Raw genomic sequence first — 19,890 nt, 5'->3', positions numbered from 1 at the left:
CGCATGACCCCTGATCCGATCCGAGGATCGGCCAAGATCCTCGACTTCCGTCCGCGGACCCGCTCGGGCGCCGCGCCGCTTCCCGGCCGCACGGCCGAAATCGCGCAACTGCGCGTGTCCAAGCCCATCTATGCGGTCGCCGCCGTCGACATCGACAGCTGGTACCACGCCGAGGCGGTGGCGGACGCGCAGCCTGCCGGCAAGCACTGATGCCGCATCAGCCGACAAACGCGCCGGGGCCTGTAGCCGCAAGGCGGGAACCGGACGACGACAAGGGCCGCAAGCGTTAAGCTGGCGGCCCTTTTTCTTTGCGCAGGCGGGCGTCCCGCCAGGCGTCACGCCCCGAAGATCGACCAGCCCATGCGCTTGGCCAGCGTCTCGAGCGCGATGCGGCCGAGATGGGAGTTGCCCGCGGCGTCGAGCCCCGGAGCCCACACCGCGATCGAGGCCTTGCCCGGCGCGACCGCGAAGATCCCTCCTCCGACCCCGCTCTTCCCCGGCAGGCCGACCCGATAGGCGAAGTCGCCCGAGCCGTCGTAATGCCCGCAGGTCAGCATCACCGCGTTGATGCGGCGCGCCCGCTCCGGCGTCACCACCGAATGCCCGGTCGTCGGGTTCTTGCCCCGATGGGCGAGGAAGCGGCCCGCCATGGCGAGCTGCCGGCAGGTCATCGTGATCGCGCAGTGGTGGAAGTAGACGCCGAGCGTGTAGTCGACCGGGTTCTCGATCACGCCGAACGACTTCATGTAATTGGCGAGCGCGGCGTTCCGGAAGCCGGTGCGCGCCTCCGACTCCGCCACCGCCTTGTCGATCGAGATCGTCTCGTCGTCGGCCAGAAACTGCATGAAGCGCAGGATCTCGCCGAGCGCCTCGCGCGGCTTGTGGCCCGACAGGATGACGTCCGTGACCGCGATCGCGCCGGCGTTGATGAAGGGGTTGCGCGGCACGCCCTCCTCGCGCTCGAGCTGGACGATCGAATTGAAGGGACTGCCCGAGGGCTCGCGCCCGACGCGCCGCCACAACCGGTCGCCGACCTTGCCGAGGGCCAACGTCAGCGTGAAAACCTTCGACACGCTCTGGATCGAGAACGGCGTCTCGGCGTCGCCGGCGGCCGCGATCTCGCCCTGCGCGTCGATCACCGCGATGCCGAAATGCTTCGGGTCGACCCGGGCGAGTTCAGGAATATAGGTCGCGACGTCGCCGCGGTCGGGCCGCGCCAGCATCTCCGCGGCGATCTCGGCCACGACCGTGTTCAGATCCGGCATCTGCGCTCCGTTCCCGTAAAACCGGGACGAAGCGCCTCGGCCGGCGCGCATGTCCCCTCGCCCGAGGCGCTTTAGCGTCAAGCGCGGCCGGGCGGGAGGACAAATTCAAGGCGCCGGGCGAACGACGCCCTCAGCGGTCACCAGCGGCGGTGCGCCCAGCGGGCGCGCGGACCGTAATAGGCGCGCGGACCATAAACGCGACGCGGACCGTAGAAGCGGCGCGGGCCGTAGAAGCCGGGACCGACATAGACCACCGGCGCAGGCGTCTCGACATAGACGCGCCGCACGGGCGCCGGGCGGCGGACGACCACGCGCTCCTCGAGCTCGGGCTCGTCGTAGTCGGCGCGCCGGTCGTAGGAGCGCTCGTAGGAGCCGCGTTCGCGGTAGGAGTAGTCGTCTTCCGGATAGTCGGCGGCGAAGGCGGCCGCCGGCGCGGCCGCGACGGCGAGAAACGACAAGGCGGCAAGGCTGATACGCATGATGTGAGACCCCGTTACGCGACCCTCGCCGTCAGGATGCCGCGCCCTTCGTGGCGGGCTTTTGGCGCAGTCGAGGCGCTTCCGGGGCGGCGGCCGCGTCGAAAGTTTGGGCGTTGGTCACGAGCAGCGCGCGCATCATCTGCGCGAGCCCGCTCGTCGACGCGTCGGGGCCGAGCCGCATCGCGCCTGCGTCGAGCGGCGAGCAGAGCCCGGCGATCTCGGCGCCCGGCCTGACGAAGCCCAGCGGCCATTCGCCGAAGACCCGGTCCTCCGCCTCGACGAACTCAAGCAGCCGCACGCGGCGGTGGCGGAAGTCCCTGCAGATCCGCTCGAACGTCTGCTCGAGCGCGGGAAGCGGTCCTTCAAGCGCCTGGACGAAGGTGTTCGACGCCACCATAAGCGCGCCCGTGAGGTCCGCCCGCTGGTTTGCGGCGCGGGCGCGGTCAAGGATCTGGGCGAGGCCGCCCGAGGCGTCGTCGCCGACCGAGATGGCGACGTCGCTGCGATAGACGAGGCGATGGACGATCATGTCGGACCTCATGCGACCGCGGCGGTCGGCCGCGACCTGTCGAGCATCGGAGCGATCTCGTCGATCGGCGCCGGCCGTCCGGTGAGGTAGCCCTGGACGAGGCCGCAGCCTTCGCGCGCGACGAAGGCGCGCTGGCCTTCGGTCTCGACGCCCTCGGCCGTGACTTGCATTCCGAGCCGCCCGGCGAGCCCGATCACCGCCTGCACGATCGAGGCGCTGTCGGCGTCGCCCGGAAGCTGGCTGAGGAAGGACCGGTCGATCTTGATCTTGTCGAAGGGAAAGCGCCGGAGGTGGCTGAGCGAAGAGTAGCCGGTTCCGAAATCGTCCATCGCGAGCCGCACGCCGAGATTGCGGAGCGCGGTGAGCGCGGCGAACGAGGCTTCCTCGTCCTGGATCAGCGCGGTCTCGGTCACCTCAAGCTCGAGCCGGCGGGCCGGAAGTCCGGACTCTGCGAGCGCGTCGGCCACGATCGCCGGCAGGCGCGGGTCGCGTAGCTGGACCGGCGAGAGGTTGACGGCGATGGCGAGATCGCCCTGCCAGCTGGCGGCGTCCCGGCAGGCGGTGCGCAGCACCCACTCGCCGATCTCGTTGATCAGGCCGAGCTCTTCGGCGAGCGGAATGAACTCGACCGGCGGGACCATGCCGCGGATGGGATGGCGCCAGCGGATGAGCGCCTCGGCCCCATGCGGTTCGCCGGTGCGGGGGTCGACCTGCGGCTGGTACGACACGCTGAACTCGTTGCGGCCGAGCGCGCGGCGAAGGTCGATCTCCATCGAGCGGCGCGACAGCGCGCGTTCGTTCATCTCGGTCTCGAACAGGCGGAAGCCGTCGCCGCCCCTCTGCTTGGCGTCGTAGAGCGCGAGATCGGCGGCGCGGGCGACCTCCGCCGCGCTGTCGCCGTCGGCCGGCGAAAAGGCGACGCCGACGCTCGCCGAAACTTCGACGATCTTGCCGTCGATGAGATAGGGCCGCGCGCAGAGGTCGATGATGCGTTCCGCGATGGCGCTCGCCGATCTCGGATCCGAGACGCCCGGCGCGAGCGCCGAAAACTCGTCGCCGCCGAGCCGGGCGACCGCGTCGACGCCGCGCACCGCGCTCTTGAGGCGGCCGGCGACGCGCCGCAGCAGCTCGTCGCCGACGGCGTGGCCGAGCGTGTCGTTGACCTCCTTGAAGCGGTCGAGATCGACGGTGAAGAGCGCATAGGCGCGCGTCTCCACCCGGCTCGCCTCGAGCTCGTCATGGTGCTTGGCGAAGCTCGCGCGATTGGCGAGGCCGGTCAGCGCGTCCTGATAGGCCAGACGCACCATCTCGGCCTCGGTGCGCAGACGCTCGCGCTGGTCGCGGACGGCGACGACGACGTGCTTGCGGCCGCCGAGCGAAATCTCCTGGGCGATGACGCGCACCGGGATCCCGCCGCCCGCCGCGTCGATGCGCGCTTCGGCCTCGTGCTGCATCGAGACGTCCCGGACCTTGAGGCCGGAGACGACGTCCTCGAGCGCGCGGCCGACGAGATCGGCGCGCGCGCAGCCCGCGAGGCTTTCGATGCTGCTGTTGGCGCCCACGATCCTTTCGCCGTCGCAGATCAGCAGCCCCTCGACCGCGATGTCCGCGAGATCGCGCAGGCGCTTCTCCTCCGCCGCGAGCTTGAGGCGGTCCCGGAACGACACCCATACGGCCGCGAGCGAGAACGCCACGATGACGAGCGCGACGTTGGCCACGAGCGTGACGAGCGTCGTGACGTTCCCGAAGTCGGCGGGCGGCGCGACGGCGGGATCGAACCGGGGGACGGCCGCGGTCATGCCGACGAAATGCGTGGCGCACACGGCCAGCACCATCAGCGTCGGGGCCGCCGCCGCCGCGAGGCGGCCCGGACGATAGGCGACGAGCACAGCGGCGACCGAAAACAGGACGCCGAGCACGGTCGACATGGCGACCATGCCGTGATCCCACTCGATGACGCCCTGGACGCGATAGGCCGCCATGCCGGTGTAGTGCATGGCCGAAATCGCAAGGCCCAGGATCGCGCCGCCGGACAGCCGCGCCGCCGTTCCCCGGGCGACGGCCAGAACGGCGCCGCCGGCGCCGACAGGCGCGATCGCGACGACATAAGAAAGCGCGGTCAGCGGAATCTCGAACGAGACCGCCATGCCGGGCTGGTAGGCGAGCATGGCGATGAAGTGCGTGGCCCAGATCGCAGAGGCGAGCGAGGCGGCGGCGCCGAGGCTCCAGAGCGCCTTGATGCGCCCTCCCCCTTCCGCGCGCGCCGCCTCCCTGGCGAGCCCGAAGGCTGCGAAAATGCCGAGCGCGCAGATGAACGCTGCGAGCGCGACCAGGATCAGGTCGTGGCTCTCTGTGACGCAGCTGAAGACGGCCTGCATTCTGGGGCGCTCGGGTTTGCGTTCGGGAATGAGACGTTCCCACCGCAAAGCCATCTGCGAACGCAGCTTATCACAGCGTTAAATCACGGACCGATCGCGCAAAATTCAACTTGGAGAACGCCCCTGCGCGCCGGGCGCACGCAGTGCGATTATGCAAAGTCCGGGATGATCCCGATTTATGGTCTTGGGCTACCTCTTGCGGGCCTGGCGCGGTTTCGGCGCGCTTCTGGCGGCCTTCGGCCATTTGCCCGGCCATCCGACGATCCTGTCCTCCAGCTCGTCGACGCCGACATCCGTCTCGCTGGCGAAGATGCGGCCGCGCACCGACACGCCGGCCTCGTGCACCGTCTCGGCGCGGCCCGAGACGAGCGGATGCCACCAGGGCAGATCCTTGCCTTCGTCGATGAGCCTGTAGGCGCAAGTCACCGGCAGCCAACCGATTTCCTCGACCGCCTCGGGCGTCAGCCGCACGCAGTCCGGAACATGGGCGGCCCGGTTGGGGTAGTCCTTGCAGCGGCAGGCCTCATGGTCGAGCAGCCGGCAGGCGACGTCCACATACGCCACGCGCTCGGTCTCTTCGTCCTGAAGCTTCAGCAGGCAGCAGCGGCCGCAGCCGTCGCACAGGCTCTCCCATTCGGCGGACGTCATCTCGCCGAGGCGCTTCACGCGCCAGAAAGGCTGCGGCTGTAAGGTCTTGGCTTCGGCCATCGATCGCATGTCTCGGACGCGTCCCGCAGGGGGACGGCATGGCTCTTGCGCGGCGGCGCGGATCGGGTCAAGTGCTTGGTCGGGCGTGAAGGAAGGGCGTTTTCGGTGTTCGGGTTCGAGGGCAAGAAGCGAGCCGTGCTGAAGCGTCGCCTGCTCGCGATCGACTCCTGGCTCGACGACACGGTCTGGTCGATGCTGCCGTCGGCGACCCGCAAGTGGGACGCCGTCTGCGCGGCCTTCGACTGGTTCCGCGTCCGCGGCTGGCGGCGCTGGACCGCCGAGATCCTCGGCGAGGGCCTCACCCTCGGCGCGGCCGGCGTCGTGCTTGTAACCGCGCTCGCGACGCCGGCGTTCCGCGAGACCGGCGACGACTGGCTGACCCGCGGCGACATCTCCGTCACTTTCCTTGACCGCCACGGCGTCGAGATCGGCAAGCGCGGGGTGATGCAGAACGACGGCATCCCGTTGAGCGAATATCCGCCCCATCTCATCATGGCGGCGCTTGCGACCGAGGACCGTCGCTTCTACCAGCATTTCGGCATCGACATTCCCGGCACGCTGCGCGCCATCGTCGAGAACGCGCGCGCGAACGGCGTGCGGCAGGGCGGCTCCTCGATCAGCCAGCAGCTCGCCAAGAACATCTTCCTGACCAACGAGCGCACCATCGAGCGCAAGATCAAGGAAGCGTTCCTCGCGCTCTGGCTCGAGCATCACCTCACCAAGGACGAGATCCTCAAGCTCTATCTCGACCGCGCCTATATGGGCGGCGGCGCCTTCGGCGTGGACGCGGCCGCGAACTATTATTTCGGCAAGTCCGCCCGCGAGGTGACGCTCGCCGAGAGCGCGATGCTCGCGGGCCTCTTCAAGGCGCCGACCAAGTTCGCGCCGCACATCAACCTCGCGGCCGCCCGCGCGCGCGCCAACGTCGTGCTCGACAACCTTGTGAACTCCGGCCTCATGACCGAGGGCCAGGTGCAGGTCGCGCGCTTCAACCCCGCGACGCCCAAGCCCGTCCAGCAGACGATCAGCCCCGACTATTACCTCGACTGGGCCTTCAACCAGGTCCAGCAGATGGCCAAGGACGGCTCCTTCGCCGGCCAGCGGGTGCTGCGGGTGCGCACTCCGCTCGACATCGCGGTCCAGCAGCACGCGGAGGCTTCGGTCGAGCAGATGCTGCGCCAGTACGGCGATCAGTACGACGTCGACCAGGCCGCCGCCGTCATCATGGAGCCGGACGGCGCCGTGCGGGCGATGGTGGGCGGGCGCGACTACGGCCAGAGCCAGTTCAACCGCGCGGTCGACGCCTATCGCCAGCCCGGATCGTCGTTCAAGACCTACGTCTACGCGGCCGCCTTCGCCTCCGGAAAATACCAGCCCGACACGGTGGTCTCGGACGCCGCGATCTGCGTCGGCAACTGGTGCCCGCGGAACTACGGCCGCCGCTTCGCGGGCCGGGTGCAGCTCACCACCGCCTACGCCAAGTCGATCAACACGATCCCGGTGCGGCTCGCGCTCGCGGTCGGGCAGAAGAACGTCATCAACCTCGCCCACGCCATGGGCATCCGCTCGAAGCTCGACGTCGGCCGCGCCTTCGCGCTCGGCGTCGAGGAGATCTCGGTGCTCGACCACACCACCGCCTACGCCACGATCGCGAACGGCGGGCGCAAGTCGACCGCCTACGCCGCGATCGAGGTCACCGACGCCAAGGGAGACCTGCTCTGGAGGCATGACCGCGACATCAAGCCGGCGGCCCAGGTGCTCGCCCCTTACGTCGTCGCGGACATGGCCAAGATCATGCACGCGGTGACGGAGGCCGGCACCGGCGGCAGGGCCCGGCTCGACGGGCTGCAGGTCTGCGGCAAGACCGGCACCTCGCAATCCTATCGCGACGCCTGGTTCGTGGGCTTCACCGGCTCGCTCGTGGGCGGCGTCTGGTTCGGCAATGACGACTTCACGATGACCAAGGAGATGACCGGCGGATCGCTTCCGGCCATGACCTTCAAGGAGATCATGCAGTTCGCCCATCAGGGCCTGCCGCCGAAGCCGATCTACGGCCTGCCGGCCCCGCCCGCCGCGGCGCAGGCGGCGGCTCAGGCGCCGGCCGACGACGCCGGGCCGCAACGCTCCCGCAACCTCACGGAGAACGCCGCGCGGGTGCTCGACGACATCGTCTCGGACGTCACGGCCGCAGGCCGGACCGCGCCGGAGCGCGGCGCGACGCTCGCCCCCGCCTCGGCGGCGCCCGCCGTCGCGGCGCGCTGAGGGCGCGATGCGGCTGATCCTTGGAACGCTCGCTGCCCTGGGCCTCGCGGCGACGCTCGGTCTCGCGGCGACCTGGTGGACGGTCGCCAACGGCCTGCCGGTCGCGGGCCTCACCATCGGGGCCTGGCGCGCCGATCCCGACGCCGGCACCATTGGGGCCGATCCGTACGAGATCGCCAAGGTGGCGCGCAGCGGCGAGGCTCCGCTGTCCTATGGCGACGGGCTCGCCTTCACCGCGACGATGGATGACGACGGCCGCCCGCTCGACGCGGCTTGCGACTACGAGCTCGAGGGCGAATTGCCGTCCGGCCGCCTCTGGACGCTCGCGGCCTTCACGCCGGACGGACGCCGCTTCTCCAACGGCGCCAAGAACCTCGCGCTGACCAGCGCGACGGACGTGCGCATCGTGGGACAACCGCTCAAGATCGCCCTGTCGCGACGCGCGCGGCCGGGCGCGTGGGCGCAGCTCGAGGGCGAGGGCCGCTTCACGCTGCGCCTGTCGCTCTACGAAACCGTGCTCGGCACGCCGCTCGAGCGCGCCAACCCCTCCGCCCTCCTCTCGATCCGGAGGGGCGCATGCCGCTGATGCGCGTCGCCTATGTGGTCGTCGTCGGGCTGGTTCTCGCTGGGCTCGTCCATATCGGCTCGCTGCTCGGCGTGCCGCGCTACGCGACCCAGGGGCCGCTGGAGCGGATCGCGGCGCTCGGGCCCGAAGGCGCCTTCGTCACGCTCGCCGACGAGGGCGACGCCGCCGACCTGCTACCGTTCCGAGATCCGGCCTTCGTCACCGCGGCCTGCCGCTACGACCTGTCGAGCGGGCCGGTCGCCGTCACGGCTCCCCTGCCCTCGACCTACGGGGCGATCTCGGTCCACGCCCGCGCCGGCCAGCCCTTCTACGCGCTGACCGACCGGGCCGCGACCGGGGGCCGCGTCGAGATCACCATCCTGGCCAAGGACGACGTCGCGGCGGCGGAGCAGGAGGAGCCGAGCGAGGAGAGCCGCCCGAAGCTCAAGATCGTCTCGCCGACCGAAACCGGCTTCATCCTGGTGCGGCTGTTCGCGCCGGGCGAAAGCGCGCGGCCGGCGCTGCGCGACCTCGCCGCCAAGGCGACCTGCGCGAAAGTCGCGCCTAGCTCTTGAAGATCCCGCGCGCAGGCCCGAGCGGCCGAAGGCTCGCGAGCACGGCCGCGAAAGCGTCGATCGCGCTTGCGACCTCGTTCGAATAAGGATCGGGCGTCTCCAGCATCAGCCGGTCGAGCGCGTAACGGTAGCTGTCGAGGCGCTCGTCGAGGCTCTCGCGCGCCCAGGCGATCATCATCCCGTTCTCGTCGATCCGCGCCGTCGCGTTCTCGCGCTCGGCGGGCGTCACCTCAGGAACGTCGGCGAGCGCTCTCGCCCGCGCCCGGTCGTCGCGCGCCACGCGCGAGGCCGCGGCGAAGAACGGCTCGACGCGGAGCGTGTCGTTGACGACGTCGTCCTTGAGCTTGGCGTAGCGCGCCCGCGAGGACCGGTAGTCGGTCGCGATCAGCGTGCGGACGTAAGAGGCGCGGTCGAGGCGCGCCCGGTCGGCCGGGAGGATGCGGGTGCGGCGCAGCTCGGTCAGGATGCGGTCGCGCCGCTGGCCCTCGAGCGGCGGCATCACGATGCCCCAGCCGAAGTCGCGCATCTCGCGTTCGTTGTCGGTCAGCCGATAGGCGGAGACCGGCTCGTCGCGCTGATAGGCGAGAGCCGCGCCCATGGCAGGATAGACCGCGTCGTTGAGGACGTTGGGCTTCGGGCGGCCGAAGTCGCCCGTCTCGGCGCAGGCTGCGAGCGCGAGCGGCGCGAGAAGGACCGCGCCGAGCCTCACGATCCCTGGGTCGGCGCGTCCTGCCGGGCGCTCGGCTGGGCCGAGGCGTCGGAGGCGTCGCCGTAGCGTTCGTAACGAACGCCGGTGAAGAACAGGATGTCGGCGCTCTTTGCGGGTTCCGCGGGGCGCTTGACCGCCGGACGGGCGGAGGCCCGGCGCGGCGCGTTCTGGAAGGCGAGCACGAGGCCCATGGTGTCCTCCCCAAAAGGGGGCTGGAGGTCATGTGGCCCGGCGGAAGAGCCCGGCTGCGGGCCTTGTCTGCCGTTAACTCTTGGGTCCAAATGGTTAACGAGGAGTAAGCGTCGCCCCATGCAACTTGTGATGGCGCTTGCTGTTGCGATTGCGCCACATAGGCGTCTCCGGCATCCGTCCGATACCGCGCCGACGCGCTTCGGAACCCTCGTCCGGTCCGGGGATTAACCTCCCGATAACCATCCGGACCTAACAGTCTCATGGCCCGAAGGCGCGCGCGGGCGTGATCGCATCCAGCCGGCGCCTTCTCAACGGACGCTTGATGAGCGACGACATTCTTCCTCTCGAAACTCTGGAGCGCCTTTCGCGGCGGGACGGCCTCGACACGCGGCCGATCCTGATCCGCGTCCTGACGGATCTCTTCGTCCAGAAGGCCGATCATTCGGCCGAGGAGACCGCGCGCTACGAGGAGCTCGTCCTGGGGCTTCTCGACGTCGTGAGCGTCGAGGCCCGCGCCGCGGTGGCGCGCAAGCTCGCCGACGACCACCGCGCGCCGGCCGCCGTCATCGAGCGCCTGATCGCCGACGAGGCCGCAGTGTCCGCGCCGATCCTCGCGCGCTTTCCCGACGCGCCGCGCCACGTGCTGCTCGCCCGCGTCATGGACGGCGGCCCGGTCGAGGCCGCGGCGGTCGCCTCCCGGCGCGACCTCGACGCCGACCTCATCCGCCTGCTCGCCCACAACAGGGACGAGCTCGTGCTCGAGACGCTCGCCGCGAACCTTGCGGCGCGGCTCGGGTCTGGCCCGCTCGCGAGCCTCGTCGAGCGCGCCCGCGGCGCGCCGGCGCTCGCCGCCGCGCTGCTGCGGCGCGAGGACCTCGACGCCGGAGCGCTCGCCGCGCTCTACCTTCACGCCGGACCGACGCGCCGCGCGGAGATCCGCGAGGCCCTCGCGGCCCGGCCGGCGCGTCCCCTGCCCGCGCGGGCCTCGCGCAACGCGGAGCCGGTCGAGGCCGCCATCGCCGAGGCCGCGGTCTCGGAAGGAAAAGGCCATCTCATCGCCGAGGTGCTCGCCGAGGCGCTGCGCCTTCGCCCCGACGACGCGGCGCGTCTTGCGACCGAGCCGAGCGGCGAGCCCTTCGTGCTGATGCTGCGCTCCATCGGCGTCGAGCCCGACCTCGTCACCCGCGCCCTGCTGATCGCCCAGCCGGAGATCGCACCTTCGGTCGTGCGCGTCTTCGACCTCGTCGAGCTCGCCGAGACCACGTCCCGCGCCGTCGCGCACGACATTCTCGCGGCGCTGACCGGAGAGGCCGACCGCGCCTCCGCCGCGCCGCGCCACGAGCCGCTGTTCGAACAGAGCGGCGTGATGGAGCGGGCGGGCGCGGCCCGGCCCGCGAGCCAGCGCCGCCCTTCGGCGCGCGGCGCGGATCAGCGCCAGCGCGGCTGATCCAAACGCCGCCGTCATTCCGGCCGACGCGCCGGGATCCATGACCACATCGGTCGAGCGACAGTCATGGATCCCGGGTCAAGCCCGGGATGACGGGCGGCGGCTCCCGCGCAAAAGACTCGAGCCAAACGCCCCGCTCGGCGAAACGCTCACGTTTCCTCGAGATGGGCCCGGCCCTGCCGGTCCTCGACGACGACGATCCACAGATCCGGGTCGAAGCGCATTTCGCGCTGGAGCCGCTCCTCGACCGCAAGGCCGTCCAGCCCCTCGGCGAGCCGCTCGAACGCGCGGCCGCGCACGTCCTCGGCCTCGCTCTGGATCGCGGGGCCGTAGAGATCGTTGGTCCGGTCCAGCCGGTCGACCACGATGAAGATGGCGCCGGCCTCCGGCGAGCCGCGCCGGCGCACCAGCGCATAGGCGCCGGCGAGCTGGCAGCGGCGGACATAGGCCGAGACCCAGAAATCGGAGGTGAGGCGCGCGCTCATGGCGCGCCTTATACGCGCCTCACTGGATCGGCGCGCCGGTCATCTGCTGGAGCGCGCGCAGAACCTGCGGGCCGAGCTCGCCGGTCTCCGGCAGGCCGCGGTCCTTCTCGAAGCTCTTGATGGCGTTGCGCGTCTCGGTCCCCATCTTGCCGTCGATCGAGACCGGCCCATAGCCGATCCGCGCCAGCGCGCGCTGGGCGGCCATCAGCTTGGCGTTCGGCGCGGTGGAGCCGGTCGTGGCGGGCTGCGCCTGGGCGGCCGGCTGCGGCGCAGGCTTTGCGGCGGGCTTCGCCTCGGCCCGGCGCACAGGCGCGGTCATGAGCGCCGCGAGCGTCTTCTCGCTCGCCTCGCCGGTCTGGGCCATGCCCTGCGCGTGCTCGAAGGCGCGGATCGCGGACGCGGTGCCGGGGCCCATCACGCCGTCGACGACGCCGTCATAGAGATCACGCTCGGCGAGCGCGGTCTGGACCTGGGCGACGAGTTCGTCGCGCTTGGGCTCGGCGCGCCACTGCTGGGCGGCCGGCGCGGTGGCCGACTGGCGCGCCGCCGCCTCCGGGGCCGGGCCCGGCCGGCCCTGCTGAAGCGCGAGCGCGTTGACGAGGATCATCGCCGTGCAGGCGGCGGCGAGCAGGCCCGCGAAGGCGTCCACCGGCCGGCGCAGCACCATGGCGGCCGCGGCGCCCATCATGCCGGGAGCCTCGTCCTCGATCTCGAACTGTCGCGGTGCGGGCCTAGGCACGACGTTTCACCTTCTCGGCGGGAATGTTTTCGACGGAATGCTGGAAGACCGGCGCGCGCAGCGGCCGCACGGAACCGGGCCGGCGCGGCAGGAAGACGTCGACCGACGTTCCGCGGCCGAGCACGCTCGAGACCGCGAATTCGCCGCCATGCAGCGCGACGAGGCCGCGCACCACCGACAGTCCGAGGCCCGCGCCCTCCTGCGGGCGGCCCGCGGCGTCGCCCTGGAAGAAGGCCTCGCCGAGCCGGCCGACATGCTCGGGCGCGATGCCGCAGCCGGTGTCGCGCACCGACAGCGCGACGCCCTCGCCGCGAGGCGCGAGCGCGATCCGGACCTCGCCGCCGCGCGGCGTGAACTTGATGGCGTTGGCCACCAGATTGATCAGCATCTGGGTGACGGCGCGCGGATCGGCCTCGATCTCGGCGGCCGCCGGGTCGAGGTCGGCGTGAAGCGAGACGCCCGCGGTCCCGGCCTTCAGCTCCATCAGCTTGAGGCAGTGCTCGACGAGCGGCTCGAGCGCGCAGGCGCGCGGCGAAATCGCGAAAGCGCCGCTCTCGATGCGCGTCATGTCGAGGATCGAGTTCACGACCTCGAGCAGATGCGCGCCGGAGCGATGGATCAGCGCGGCGTAGTCGGAGCGTCGCTCCGGCGTCAGCCGGCACAGCGTCTCGTCCGACAGGATCTCGGAGAAGCCTATGATGGCGTTGAGCGGCGTGCGCAGCTCGTGGCTCATATGCGCGAGGAAGCGCGTCTTGGCGAGGCTCGCGCGCTCGGCTTCCTGACAGGCCTCCGTCAGCGCGGCTTCATGCGCCTTCGAGTCGCCGAGGTCGCGGAACATGGCGACGACGGGCGCCGCCGCGAAAGCGGCGGCGTTCGCCTCATGCGGAAGCGCCGGGCGCGCGCGCATCGAGAACCAGCCGAAGGCGGGCGCCTCCGCCGGGCCGCGACGCAGGCGGATCTCGGCCTCGGCCGGCGCGCCGTCGACGGCTGCGGCGAGCGCGCGGAGATAAGCGGGCCGGTCGGCGATGTGGACGCGCTCGAACAGGCCCTGCCCGGCGAGGTCGCGCGCGTTCGCGCCGATGACGTCGCGCGAAGCGCGTGAAACGAAGGTCGCCGCGCCGCTCGGGGCGTGGCGCGTGACGAGATCGTCGAGGCCGTCGGCGAAGAGCGCGAACCGCTCGTCGCTCGGCGCCTCGGCGCGTTCGAGCGCGCGGGCGAGGCCCGCGGTCCGAAGCGCGAGCGCGAGCGCGTAGAGCCCGAAGGCGCCGCCCGCCACGACCGCGAGCGCCGGCTCCATCACCGGGCCCGCGACGCCGGAAAGCGAGAAAGCCGCAAGGCCGGCGAAGGCCGCGCCCGCAAGGCCAAGCGCGAAGCGGCCGGCGCGGCGCGCGCCCGACAGCGCGGCGTCGGCGGCCGGCAGCGCAAGCAGCGCGACCGCGGGCGAGGCGACGCCGCCGGTCGCGGCCGCGACAAGCGCCGCAAGGCCGACATAGGCGGCCGCCGCAAGCCCCGCGGCGCGGTCGAGCCGCCCGGAGCGGGTGAGGTCGAGGGCGGCGAGCAACGGCAGCACCAGCCAGCCGAAGGCCGCGAAGCCGACGGCCGACGAAGCCGGCGCGAAAGCGAGCAGCGCCGGCAGCGCCGCGAAGGGCGCGGCGCCGACGACGACATGGGTGAGAACGAATCCGCGGTGGCGCTCGGCGGCGGCCGCGTCGGCCGTCACGCTGTCGTGGAGCCGGTCCGCGACATGCTCCGAGAGCGCCTTGAAAGCTGCGGTCTGAAGCAACGCGCCTTACTCCGGGCCGGACCAGCGGGTCCGGCGTGACCGGCCGCGCCGCCGGCGCTCCGATCCTTCCATCCACAGGTCGGAGTTTTGCGCCCTCCGGCTTAAGCGAACGCTAAAATGCGATGGATTTCGCGTGAGCCTGAACGCGTCTTCGACGGTCTGTGCGGGCGGTGAGGAAAGACTTTCCAAATCCTTTCCGAAGTCTTTCGGATTGCTGAACGCATTCGCGACAAATGCCGCCTGCCCGTTGAACGCGAATTCAGACGCCCCTGCTACGGTCCTATCCATCGGCTGACCGCGCCGGCTCGAAACGAGCGCGGAGACCGACGATGACGATAGGCGGGTTTCCCATGTTCTTCCTTCTGCGCACGGCGTTCTGGGTTTCGGTGCTCCTCATGTTCGTCCCGTTCGGGTCCGACCCGAAGAGCGCGGGGCCGAACGCCGAGGACCGCGCCGCCATCGACGGCATGGCGGCGCTCGCCGCCGCCGGCGCCACGATCTCCGACGTCTCCGGCTTCTGCTCGCGCCAGCCCGGCGCCTGCGACGTCGGCCAGCAGGCGCTCAAGATGGTGGGCGAACGCGCCGCCGCGGGCGCCGCCGCCGTGCAGAGCTATCTCGCGACCAACAAGGCCGCTCAGACTTCAACCGCGCCGAGGCCTACGGCCACGACGACATCCGCCGCCGACTCCTCCGCCTCGCGCAACACCCTCACGACCTCCGACCGCAAGCCCGCCTGGCGCGGCCCGGCGGCCTGACGGCCGAACGCTTTTTCTGACCCCGGCGGTCCTGCCCCGCCGGCAACTCCAGCGCCGCGACGACGGCCGGGCTCTGTCCCGCCCGGTCCGTCCGCGGCGCTTTTTCTTTTTGCAGCCGCGTCCGTCCCGCACTACGTCGTGTGTTCAAGGAAAACGGCGGCCCCGCATGCCTACGACCATCGAAGAGATCATCGACGGCTTCGAGTTCATCGACGACTGGGAGGAGCGCATCCGCTTCCTGATCGAGCTCGGCCGCGATCTGGAGCCGCTGCCGGACGCGGCGCGCACCGACGCCAACAAGGTGCAGGGCTGCGCGAGCCAGGTCTGGCTCGAGACCACGGTGGGCGACGGTTCGGACCCGATCCTCGCCTTCCGCGGCGACAGCGACGCCCATCTGGTCAAGGGCCTCGTCGCCGTGACGCTCGCGCTTTATTCCGGGCGAACCGCGCGCGAGATCCTCGCGACCGACGCCGGCCAGACCTTCGACCGGATCAAGCTGCGCGAGCATCTGACGCCCCAGCGCTCGAACGGCCTCCGCTCGATGGTGGAGCGCATCAAGCGCGAGGCCGCCGCCGCCGCCGCGAAGGCCGAAGCGCCGGCCGGCTGAGCCTGTCTCAGGCGCCGTCGATCGTCGGGCGGCTCCTCTCCGCCCCCCAGCTCACGATACGGCCCGGCCCCCTGCCCTCGGCGACGAGCCCGTAGTGGCGGGCGAGCCGCGCAAGACCAAGGCCGAGCACGAGCTTGGCGCCCCGCGCCGGCCAGCCGCGCTCGCGCTCCACCTCCTCGAGGCCTTTCAGGAAGCAGCAGACGTCGAGCAGCGCGCCGGAAAGCTCCGGCCCGACCGCCTCGAGCGCGCGGGCGACCCGCGCCTTCGCCGCAAGCGCCGCGTCGCCGAGGTCGCCCGCGCCGCCGCCGCGACGGCCGGACGACACCGCCGCCTCCCAGTTCGCCGTCACGCGCGGGCCCATCTGCGCGCGGGTGAAGTCGGCGCGCAGGCGCTCGCCCGCCGCGACCTCGGCGACCGCGAGCAGAGGGCGCCCGTCCCGCCCCTTGCGTCGCGCCAGCCAGGCGAGCGGGCTCTCGTCCAGATCGACCAGCAAATGTTCGTGGCCGTTCCCGGTCTCGACGGCGCGACGCTCCACCCGTCGATGCTGCGCCAGCAAGCCTTCGGGGCCCGCGGCCTCCCGCGCCACCCGCGCGCGACCAGTCTCCGTCGCGACCAGACGGCCGCCCAGTTCCTCGACGAGGCCGCGGCGGCCAAGCCCTCGAGCCGCCTCGGAGGCGGGAGCCGCGATCCCCGCCTCCCCGGCGGCCGCGACGCGGGCCAGCAATCTGGCTTCGACAGGCGGGAGCCGCGTGAGCGACGGCGCGGCCTGAGGCCCGGCTCGGCCTGCGGATCGCGCCGGACGCGGACTGCGGGGACGGACGGCTTTGCTCATGACGATCCTCCTGGCGGCGCGGACGCGGCGCACCGCGCGGCGGCGGCGCGCCAGACCTCCATCTCGCCTTTTATCCTATAATAGGATTTTTTTCTTGTCCAATGAGCGAGGCGCGCCCATCCTTTCCGTCGGCGACCGGAAGGAGCGGGCATGGAGAGGAACAGCAGGAACGGCGGCAGGGGAGCAGCGGCTCCGGCGCATGGGCGCGTCTGGCGGGCGGCGGCCGAAGACGGCTTCGCGCGCACGATCGCGGGCGGCGCGGCGGCCTATGACCGCCGCCGCACGCTGCCGCGTCTCATCGGCCTCGATCCTCGGGAACTGGACGGAGACAGCGCGGCGCTCGATCGCCGGATCCGGACGCGGCTTGCGCGTGCGCTCCGCGCCGAACGTCGGCGGGGAGCCGCCGGCCACTGGACCTATGACGTCAGCCGCCACCTGGCGCTCGCGCAGGCGATCGCCGGCGAAGCCGTCCGCGCGACGCAGCGCCGCAAGGTCGATCCGGCGCCTGCGCAAGACGCCGAACGAGAAACATCAGGCTGAACAAACAAAAACGCCGCGCGGCTGACGCTGCGCCGCGTTCTGTTCGATGTCTTGCGCGTCGTCAGCCCGGGCGGGACTTGACGACGGCTTGGAGCGTCAGCGGGTGCGCTTGCCGCGCTGCTGGCCGAGACCCATCTTCTTGGCGAGCTCGGAGCGGGCGGCCGCATAGTTCGGCGCCACCATCGGATAGTCCGCGGGAAGCCCCCACTTCTCGCGATACTCTTCCGGCGACATGTTGTACTGCGTGCGCAGATGGCGCTTCAGCGACTTGAACTTCTTACCGTCTTCCAGGCAGATGATGTAGTCCGACGTGACCGACTTCTTGAGCGGCACGGCCGGCTTCGGAGCCTCGGCCACGGTCTCGACGGCGCCGGTCGAAACGCGGTTAAGCGCGGCGTGCACGTCGTTGATCAGCGAGGGAAGATCCGCCGCGGCGACCGAGTTGTTGCTCACATAAGCGGACACGATGTCGGCGGCCAGCTCGATATAGTTCGACGTGGGGGCGGTATCGGTCATGAAATCCGTTTCCGTAGGTTTGTCTTTTGGCGGGCCGATTACGAGCAAACCGCCGCACGCTCTTGTGATGTCCTTGAGCCCACCAGCGCCGCCGACCGAAATTACGACGGCGTTCGATTCGAAGCCCGCTTGACTGCCTGGTAAATAGACGAGCCTCGGCAACTGCGCAAGTTCTCAAACAGGTTGTGAACCGTTTTTGTTTGACGATTTATGGCATGACTGCCCGCATTACCGTCCGATCCGGCCGGTTCTGAGTCACGTGCAAAGGTTTGCGGCGGCTCGGGAGTCTTGCGCGGGACATTGATTGCGCGCGCGCCGCTTGCCGGGTCGGCGCCCCGCCGCTAGGTATCGGCGGCCCTACCGCAAGTTTCCCCTGTCCTGTTTCGGAGCAATCGCAGATGTCGGAAAGCGCTGGCGCGCCCACCGTCGAACCGCCGCGCGCCGAGAAGCGCCCGCATGTCGTCGAAGTTCACGGACGCCGCCTCGAAGATCCGTACGCGTGGCTGAAGGCCGAAAATTGGCGCGAGGCCCTGCGCGATCCCAAAACGTTGCCCACCGACATCCGCGCCTATCTCGAGGCCGAAAACGCCTATGCGGCGACGTTGCTTGGGCCGCTCGAAGACCTCAAGAAACGGCTCGTCGCCGAGATGCGCGGCCGGATCAAGGAAGACGACTCGAGCGTGCCCGTGCGCGACGGCCCGTTCGACTACGCCGTGCGCCATCGCGAGGGCGGCCAGCATCCGCTGGTCGTGCGCCGTCCAGCCGACGCGCCCGGAGCGGACGAGCAGATCCTGCTCGACGGCGACGCGCTCGCGGAAGGACGCGCCTTTTTCCAGCTCGGCTCCTGGAGCCCCTCGCCCGACCATCGGCTGCTGGCCTGGAGCGCGGACGAGGCGGGCTCGGAGTTCCTCGCGATCCGCATCCGGGATCTCTCGACCGGCGAAGATCTTCCCGACGTCACGCCCGACGCGACCGGCGCGGTGGTCTGGACCGCGGACGGACGAGCCTACTGGTATGTGCGCCTCGACGCCGAGCACCGCGCGCTCGAGGTCTGGCGCCATGCGCTCGGAAGGCCGGCCGAAACGGACGTCCTCGTGTTCAAGGAAGCCGATCCGGGCTGGTTCGTCGGGATCGAGGAGACCCGGTCGGGCGCCTATTGCGTCGTCACCGTCTCCGACCACGACACGAGCGAGGCGCGACTGATCGCGCGCGCCGCGCCCGACGCCGCCCCGCGCCTCATCTATCCGCGCCAGGCGGGCGTGCGCTACGAGATCGACCATCATCCGGACTATGAGGGCCGCTCCACCCTCTTCATCCGCACGAGCGCCGGCGACGCCGTCGACTTCAAGCTGGTCGCGGCCGACGCCGACGATCCGTCGAACGTCCGCGAGATCATCCCCCACCGGGCGGGCGTCTATCTCCTCGACCATGCGGTGACGGCGCGCCATCTCACGCGGCTCGAGCGCGTCGAGGCCCTGCCGCGCATCGTGATCCGCGACCTCGCGAGCGGCGCCGAACACGAGATCGCGTTTCCGGAGGCGGCCTATTCGCTCGGCGTCTCGTCGGGCCCGACCTTCGACACGGACCTGACGCGCTTCGTCTATTCCTCGCCCGCGACCCCGTCCGAGACCTGGGACTACGACATGGGCACGCGCGAGCGCACGCTCCGCAAGCGCCAGGAGATTCCCTCGGGTCATGATCCGTCGGACTACGTGGTGCGCCGGATCCTCGCGCCCGCGCCGGACGGCGAGACCGTTCCGGTGACGATCATCCACCGCGCGGATCTCGCGCCAGACGGCGCGGCGCCCTGCCTGCTCTACGGCTATGGCGCCTACGGCATCGCCATCCCGGCGAGCTTTTCGGGCGGGCGGCTTTCGCTCGTCGACCGGGGCTTCGTCTACGCCATCGCGCATATCCGCGGCGGCACGGAAAAGGGCTGGGGCTGGTATCTCGACGGCAAGCTCGCCAACAAGACCAACACCTTCACCGACTTCATCGCCGCCGCCGAGGCGCTCTGCGCCGAGGGCTTCGCCAGTCCCGGCGCGATCGTCGCCCATGGCGGATCGGCCGGCGGCATGCTGATGGGCGCGGTCGCCAACATGCGGCCCGACCTCTTCGCCGCGATCCTCGCCGAGGTGCCCTTCGTCGACGTGCTCGCCACCATGATGGACGAGACGCTTCCTCTCACCCCGCCCGAATGGCCCGAATGGGGAGACCCGATCCGGGACGCGGCCGCCTTCGAGCGCATCCGCGGCTACAGCCCGGTGGACAACGTCGCGCCCCGCCCCTACCCCGCGATCCTCGCTCTCGCCGGCCTCACCGATCCGCGGGTGACCTATTGGGAGCCGGCCAAGTGGGTGGCGCGGCTGCGCGACGCGACCACCTCCGACCAGCCGATCGCGCTGCGCACGAACATGGACGCAGGCCACGGCGGCGCGTCCGGCCGCTTCGACCGGCTGGAGGAGGTGGCGCTGGCCTACGCCTTCGCGCTCTCGGCGACAGGCCGGGCGAGCGGCTGAACGCT

General features: G+C 71.0%; 21 protein-coding genes. 9 read left to right on the top strand and 12 right to left on the bottom strand.

The genetic code is table 11. The annotated features are described in order from the left end of the window. Nucleotides 1–3: 3 nt before the first annotated feature. On the top strand, nucleotides 4–210 hold the full coding sequence (locus ACFOWB_RS06985; protein ID WP_261404004.1) for a DUF2735 domain-containing protein: 207 nt from the start codon (nucleotides 4–6) through the stop codon (nucleotides 208–210). A 125-nt stretch (nucleotides 211–335) separates the two neighbouring features. On the opposite strand, the gene ACFOWB_RS06980 is transcribed toward ACFOWB_RS06985, so the two are convergent. The 5 genes from ACFOWB_RS06980 to ACFOWB_RS06960 form a co-directional block, all read right to left on the bottom strand. After that, nucleotides 336–1,265 (bottom strand): glutaminase, encoded by a 930-nt coding sequence (locus ACFOWB_RS06980; RefSeq protein ID WP_261404005.1) that lies wholly within the window; start codon nucleotides 1,263–1,265, stop codon nucleotides 336–338. Nucleotides 1,266–1,402: 137 nt separating this feature from the next. Beyond that, on the bottom strand, nucleotides 1,403–1,744 hold the full coding sequence (locus ACFOWB_RS06975) for a hypothetical protein (RefSeq protein WP_261404006.1): 342 nt from the start codon (nucleotides 1,742–1,744) through the stop codon (nucleotides 1,403–1,405). A gap of 31 nt (nucleotides 1,745–1,775) precedes the next feature. After that, complete coding sequence (locus tag ACFOWB_RS06970) at nucleotides 1,776–2,273, bottom strand: BLUF domain-containing protein (protein ID WP_261405634.1); 498 nt, start codon at nucleotides 2,271–2,273, stop codon at nucleotides 1,776–1,778. A gap of 8 nt (nucleotides 2,274–2,281) precedes the next feature. Further along, nucleotides 2,282–4,651 carry a bifunctional diguanylate cyclase/phosphodiesterase gene (locus tag ACFOWB_RS06965; protein WP_378146441.1) on the bottom strand — a complete coding sequence of 790 codons (2,370 nt, stop codon included), beginning with the start codon at nucleotides 4,649–4,651 and terminating at the stop codon, nucleotides 2,282–2,284. Between the two features lie 189 nt (nucleotides 4,652–4,840). Next, on the bottom strand, nucleotides 4,841–5,359 hold the full coding sequence (locus tag ACFOWB_RS06960) for a YcgN family cysteine cluster protein (RefSeq protein ID WP_261404008.1): 519 nt from the start codon (nucleotides 5,357–5,359) through the stop codon (nucleotides 4,841–4,843). A gap of 105 nt (nucleotides 5,360–5,464) precedes the next feature. On the opposite strand from ACFOWB_RS06960, the gene ACFOWB_RS06955 reads away from it, so the two are divergent. The 3 genes from ACFOWB_RS06955 to ACFOWB_RS06945 are packed head-to-tail and all read left to right on the top strand — an operon-like array spanning nucleotide 5,465 to nucleotide 8,761. Then, nucleotides 5,465–7,621: a transglycosylase domain-containing protein gene (locus ACFOWB_RS06955; protein ID WP_261404009.1), complete on the top strand. Its 2,157-nt coding sequence runs from the start codon at nucleotides 5,465–5,467 to the stop codon at nucleotides 7,619–7,621. A 7-nt stretch (nucleotides 7,622–7,628) separates the two neighbouring features. Further along, nucleotides 7,629–8,207 (top strand): DUF1214 domain-containing protein, encoded by a 579-nt coding sequence (locus ACFOWB_RS06950; RefSeq protein ID WP_261404010.1) that lies wholly within the window; start codon nucleotides 7,629–7,631, stop codon nucleotides 8,205–8,207. Next, entirely contained in the window at nucleotides 8,198–8,761 is a 564-nt protein-coding gene (locus ACFOWB_RS06945; RefSeq protein WP_261404011.1) for a DUF1254 domain-containing protein, read from the top strand. Before ACFOWB_RS06950 ends, ACFOWB_RS06945 begins: the two co-directional genes overlap by 10 nt. On the opposite strand, the gene ACFOWB_RS06940 is transcribed toward ACFOWB_RS06945, so the two are convergent. Continuing rightward, nucleotides 8,751–9,470 (bottom strand): hypothetical protein, encoded by a 720-nt coding sequence (locus ACFOWB_RS06940; protein ID WP_261404012.1) that lies wholly within the window; start codon nucleotides 9,468–9,470, stop codon nucleotides 8,751–8,753. The two genes, ACFOWB_RS06945 and ACFOWB_RS06940, sit on opposite strands and share 11 nt — an antisense overlap. Then, complete coding sequence (locus ACFOWB_RS06935; protein WP_261404013.1) at nucleotides 9,467–9,661, bottom strand: hypothetical protein; 195 nt, start codon at nucleotides 9,659–9,661, stop codon at nucleotides 9,467–9,469. The genes ACFOWB_RS06940 and ACFOWB_RS06935 overlap by 4 nt, the downstream gene beginning before the upstream one ends. Before the next feature lie 323 nt (nucleotides 9,662–9,984). Here ACFOWB_RS06935 and ACFOWB_RS06930 point away from each other — a divergent pair, with 323 nt between their 5' ends. Further along, entirely contained in the window at nucleotides 9,985–11,109 is a 1,125-nt protein-coding gene (locus ACFOWB_RS06930; protein ID WP_261404014.1) for a DUF2336 domain-containing protein, read from the top strand. A 149-nt stretch (nucleotides 11,110–11,258) separates the two neighbouring features. Here the strand turns inward: ACFOWB_RS06930 and ACFOWB_RS06925 are convergent, their stop codons facing one another. From ACFOWB_RS06925 to ACFOWB_RS06915, 3 genes are read right to left on the bottom strand one after another with little or no spacing between them, the layout of a single operon-like run. Beyond that, nucleotides 11,259–11,594, bottom strand: a complete 336-nt coding sequence (locus tag ACFOWB_RS06925; protein ID WP_261404015.1) for a DUF1491 family protein — start codon at nucleotides 11,592–11,594, stop codon at nucleotides 11,259–11,261. A 19-nt stretch (nucleotides 11,595–11,613) separates the two neighbouring features. Continuing rightward, the gene (locus ACFOWB_RS06920) at nucleotides 11,614–12,333 is read right to left on the bottom strand and encodes a peptidoglycan-binding domain-containing protein (protein WP_261404016.1); all 720 of its coding nucleotides are present in this window, start codon (nucleotides 12,331–12,333) and stop codon (nucleotides 11,614–11,616) included. Further along, nucleotides 12,326–14,116 (bottom strand): sensor histidine kinase, encoded by a 1,791-nt coding sequence (locus tag ACFOWB_RS06915; RefSeq protein WP_261404017.1) that lies wholly within the window; start codon nucleotides 14,114–14,116, stop codon nucleotides 12,326–12,328. The genes ACFOWB_RS06920 and ACFOWB_RS06915 overlap by 8 nt, the downstream gene beginning before the upstream one ends. A 350-nt stretch (nucleotides 14,117–14,466) precedes the next feature. On the opposite strand from ACFOWB_RS06915, the gene ACFOWB_RS06910 reads away from it, so the two are divergent. Together ACFOWB_RS06910 and ACFOWB_RS06905 are read left to right on the top strand one after the other, a co-directional pair. After that, nucleotides 14,467–14,871: a DUF5330 domain-containing protein gene (locus ACFOWB_RS06910; RefSeq protein ID WP_261404018.1), complete on the top strand. Its 405-nt coding sequence runs from the start codon at nucleotides 14,467–14,469 to the stop codon at nucleotides 14,869–14,871. A 166-nt stretch (nucleotides 14,872–15,037) separates the two neighbouring features. After that, a complete protein-coding gene (locus ACFOWB_RS06905) occupies nucleotides 15,038–15,478 on the top strand; it encodes a SufE family protein (protein ID WP_261404019.1) in 441 nt (146 codons plus the stop codon). Nucleotides 15,479–15,485: 7 nt separating this feature from the next. Here the strand turns inward: ACFOWB_RS06905 and ACFOWB_RS06900 are convergent, their stop codons facing one another. After that, nucleotides 15,486–16,310: a DUF6456 domain-containing protein gene (locus ACFOWB_RS06900; RefSeq protein WP_378146434.1), complete on the bottom strand. Its 825-nt coding sequence runs from the start codon at nucleotides 16,308–16,310 to the stop codon at nucleotides 15,486–15,488. Between the two features lie 150 nt (nucleotides 16,311–16,460). Between ACFOWB_RS06900 and ACFOWB_RS06895 the strand changes: the two genes are divergently transcribed. Continuing rightward, the gene (locus ACFOWB_RS06895; protein WP_261404021.1) at nucleotides 16,461–16,850 is read left to right on the top strand and encodes a DUF6477 family protein; all 390 of its coding nucleotides are present in this window, start codon (nucleotides 16,461–16,463) and stop codon (nucleotides 16,848–16,850) included. Between the two features lie 96 nt (nucleotides 16,851–16,946). Here ACFOWB_RS06895 and ACFOWB_RS06890 read toward each other — a convergent pair whose 3' ends face one another. Beyond that, nucleotides 16,947–17,366: a MucR family transcriptional regulator gene (locus tag ACFOWB_RS06890; protein WP_261405636.1), complete on the bottom strand. Its 420-nt coding sequence runs from the start codon at nucleotides 17,364–17,366 to the stop codon at nucleotides 16,947–16,949. 398 nt (nucleotides 17,367–17,764) lie between these two features. On the opposite strand from ACFOWB_RS06890, the gene ACFOWB_RS06885 reads away from it, so the two are divergent. Beyond that, nucleotides 17,765–19,885: a S9 family peptidase gene (locus ACFOWB_RS06885; RefSeq protein ID WP_261404022.1), complete on the top strand. Its 2,121-nt coding sequence runs from the start codon at nucleotides 17,765–17,767 to the stop codon at nucleotides 19,883–19,885. Nucleotides 19,886–19,890 lie beyond the last annotated feature (5 nt).

The sequence above is a fragment of the Chenggangzhangella methanolivorans genome, from assembly GCF_042648545.1.
GTDB classification, from domain to species: Bacteria; Pseudomonadota; Alphaproteobacteria; order Rhizobiales; family Methylopilaceae; genus Methylopila; species Methylopila methanolivorans.
Note: the sequence above shows the minus strand (reverse complement) of the source record. Positions and strands in the feature narration are given on the sequence as shown.

What these genes read in the sequence shown, in the direction of transcription:
- ACFOWB_RS06985 (WP_261404004.1), top strand. Translation starts at nt 4, where the DNA reads ATGACCCCTGATCCGATCCGAGGATCGGCCAAGATCCTCGACTTCCGT.
- ACFOWB_RS06980 (WP_261404005.1), bottom strand. Translation starts at nt 1,265, where the DNA reads ATGCCGGATCTGAACACGGTCGTGGCCGAGATCGCCGCGGAGATGCTG.
- ACFOWB_RS06975 (WP_261404006.1), bottom strand. Translation starts at nt 1,744, where the DNA reads ATGCGTATCAGCCTTGCCGCCTTGTCGTTTCTCGCCGTCGCGGCCGCG.
- ACFOWB_RS06970 (WP_261405634.1), bottom strand. Translation starts at nt 2,273, where the DNA reads ATGATCGTCCATCGCCTCGTCTATCGCAGCGACGTCGCCATCTCGGTC.
- ACFOWB_RS06965 (WP_378146441.1), bottom strand. Translation starts at nt 4,651, where the DNA reads ATGCAGGCCGTCTTCAGCTGCGTCACAGAGAGCCACGACCTGATCCTG.
- ACFOWB_RS06960 (WP_261404008.1), bottom strand. Translation starts at nt 5,359, where the DNA reads ATGGCCGAAGCCAAGACCTTACAGCCGCAGCCTTTCTGGCGCGTGAAG.
- ACFOWB_RS06950 (WP_261404010.1), top strand. Translation starts at nt 7,629, where the DNA reads ATGCGGCTGATCCTTGGAACGCTCGCTGCCCTGGGCCTCGCGGCGACG.
- ACFOWB_RS06945 (WP_261404011.1), top strand. Translation starts at nt 8,198, where the DNA reads ATGCCGCTGATGCGCGTCGCCTATGTGGTCGTCGTCGGGCTGGTTCTC.
- ACFOWB_RS06935 (WP_261404013.1), bottom strand. Translation starts at nt 9,661, where the DNA reads ATGGGCCTCGTGCTCGCCTTCCAGAACGCGCCGCGCCGGGCCTCCGCC.
- ACFOWB_RS06930 (WP_261404014.1), top strand. Translation starts at nt 9,985, where the DNA reads ATGAGCGACGACATTCTTCCTCTCGAAACTCTGGAGCGCCTTTCGCGG.
- ACFOWB_RS06925 (WP_261404015.1), bottom strand. Translation starts at nt 11,594, where the DNA reads ATGAGCGCGCGCCTCACCTCCGATTTCTGGGTCTCGGCCTATGTCCGC.
- ACFOWB_RS06910 (WP_261404018.1), top strand. Translation starts at nt 14,467, where the DNA reads ATGTTCTTCCTTCTGCGCACGGCGTTCTGGGTTTCGGTGCTCCTCATG.
- ACFOWB_RS06905 (WP_261404019.1), top strand. Translation starts at nt 15,038, where the DNA reads ATGCCTACGACCATCGAAGAGATCATCGACGGCTTCGAGTTCATCGAC.
- ACFOWB_RS06900 (WP_378146434.1), bottom strand. Translation starts at nt 16,310, where the DNA reads ATGAGCAAAGCCGTCCGTCCCCGCAGTCCGCGTCCGGCGCGATCCGCA.
- ACFOWB_RS06895 (WP_261404021.1), top strand. Translation starts at nt 16,461, where the DNA reads ATGGAGAGGAACAGCAGGAACGGCGGCAGGGGAGCAGCGGCTCCGGCG.
- ACFOWB_RS06890 (WP_261405636.1), bottom strand. Translation starts at nt 17,366, where the DNA reads ATGACCGATACCGCCCCCACGTCGAACTATATCGAGCTGGCCGCCGAC.
- ACFOWB_RS06885 (WP_261404022.1), top strand. Translation starts at nt 17,765, where the DNA reads ATGTCGGAAAGCGCTGGCGCGCCCACCGTCGAACCGCCGCGCGCCGAG.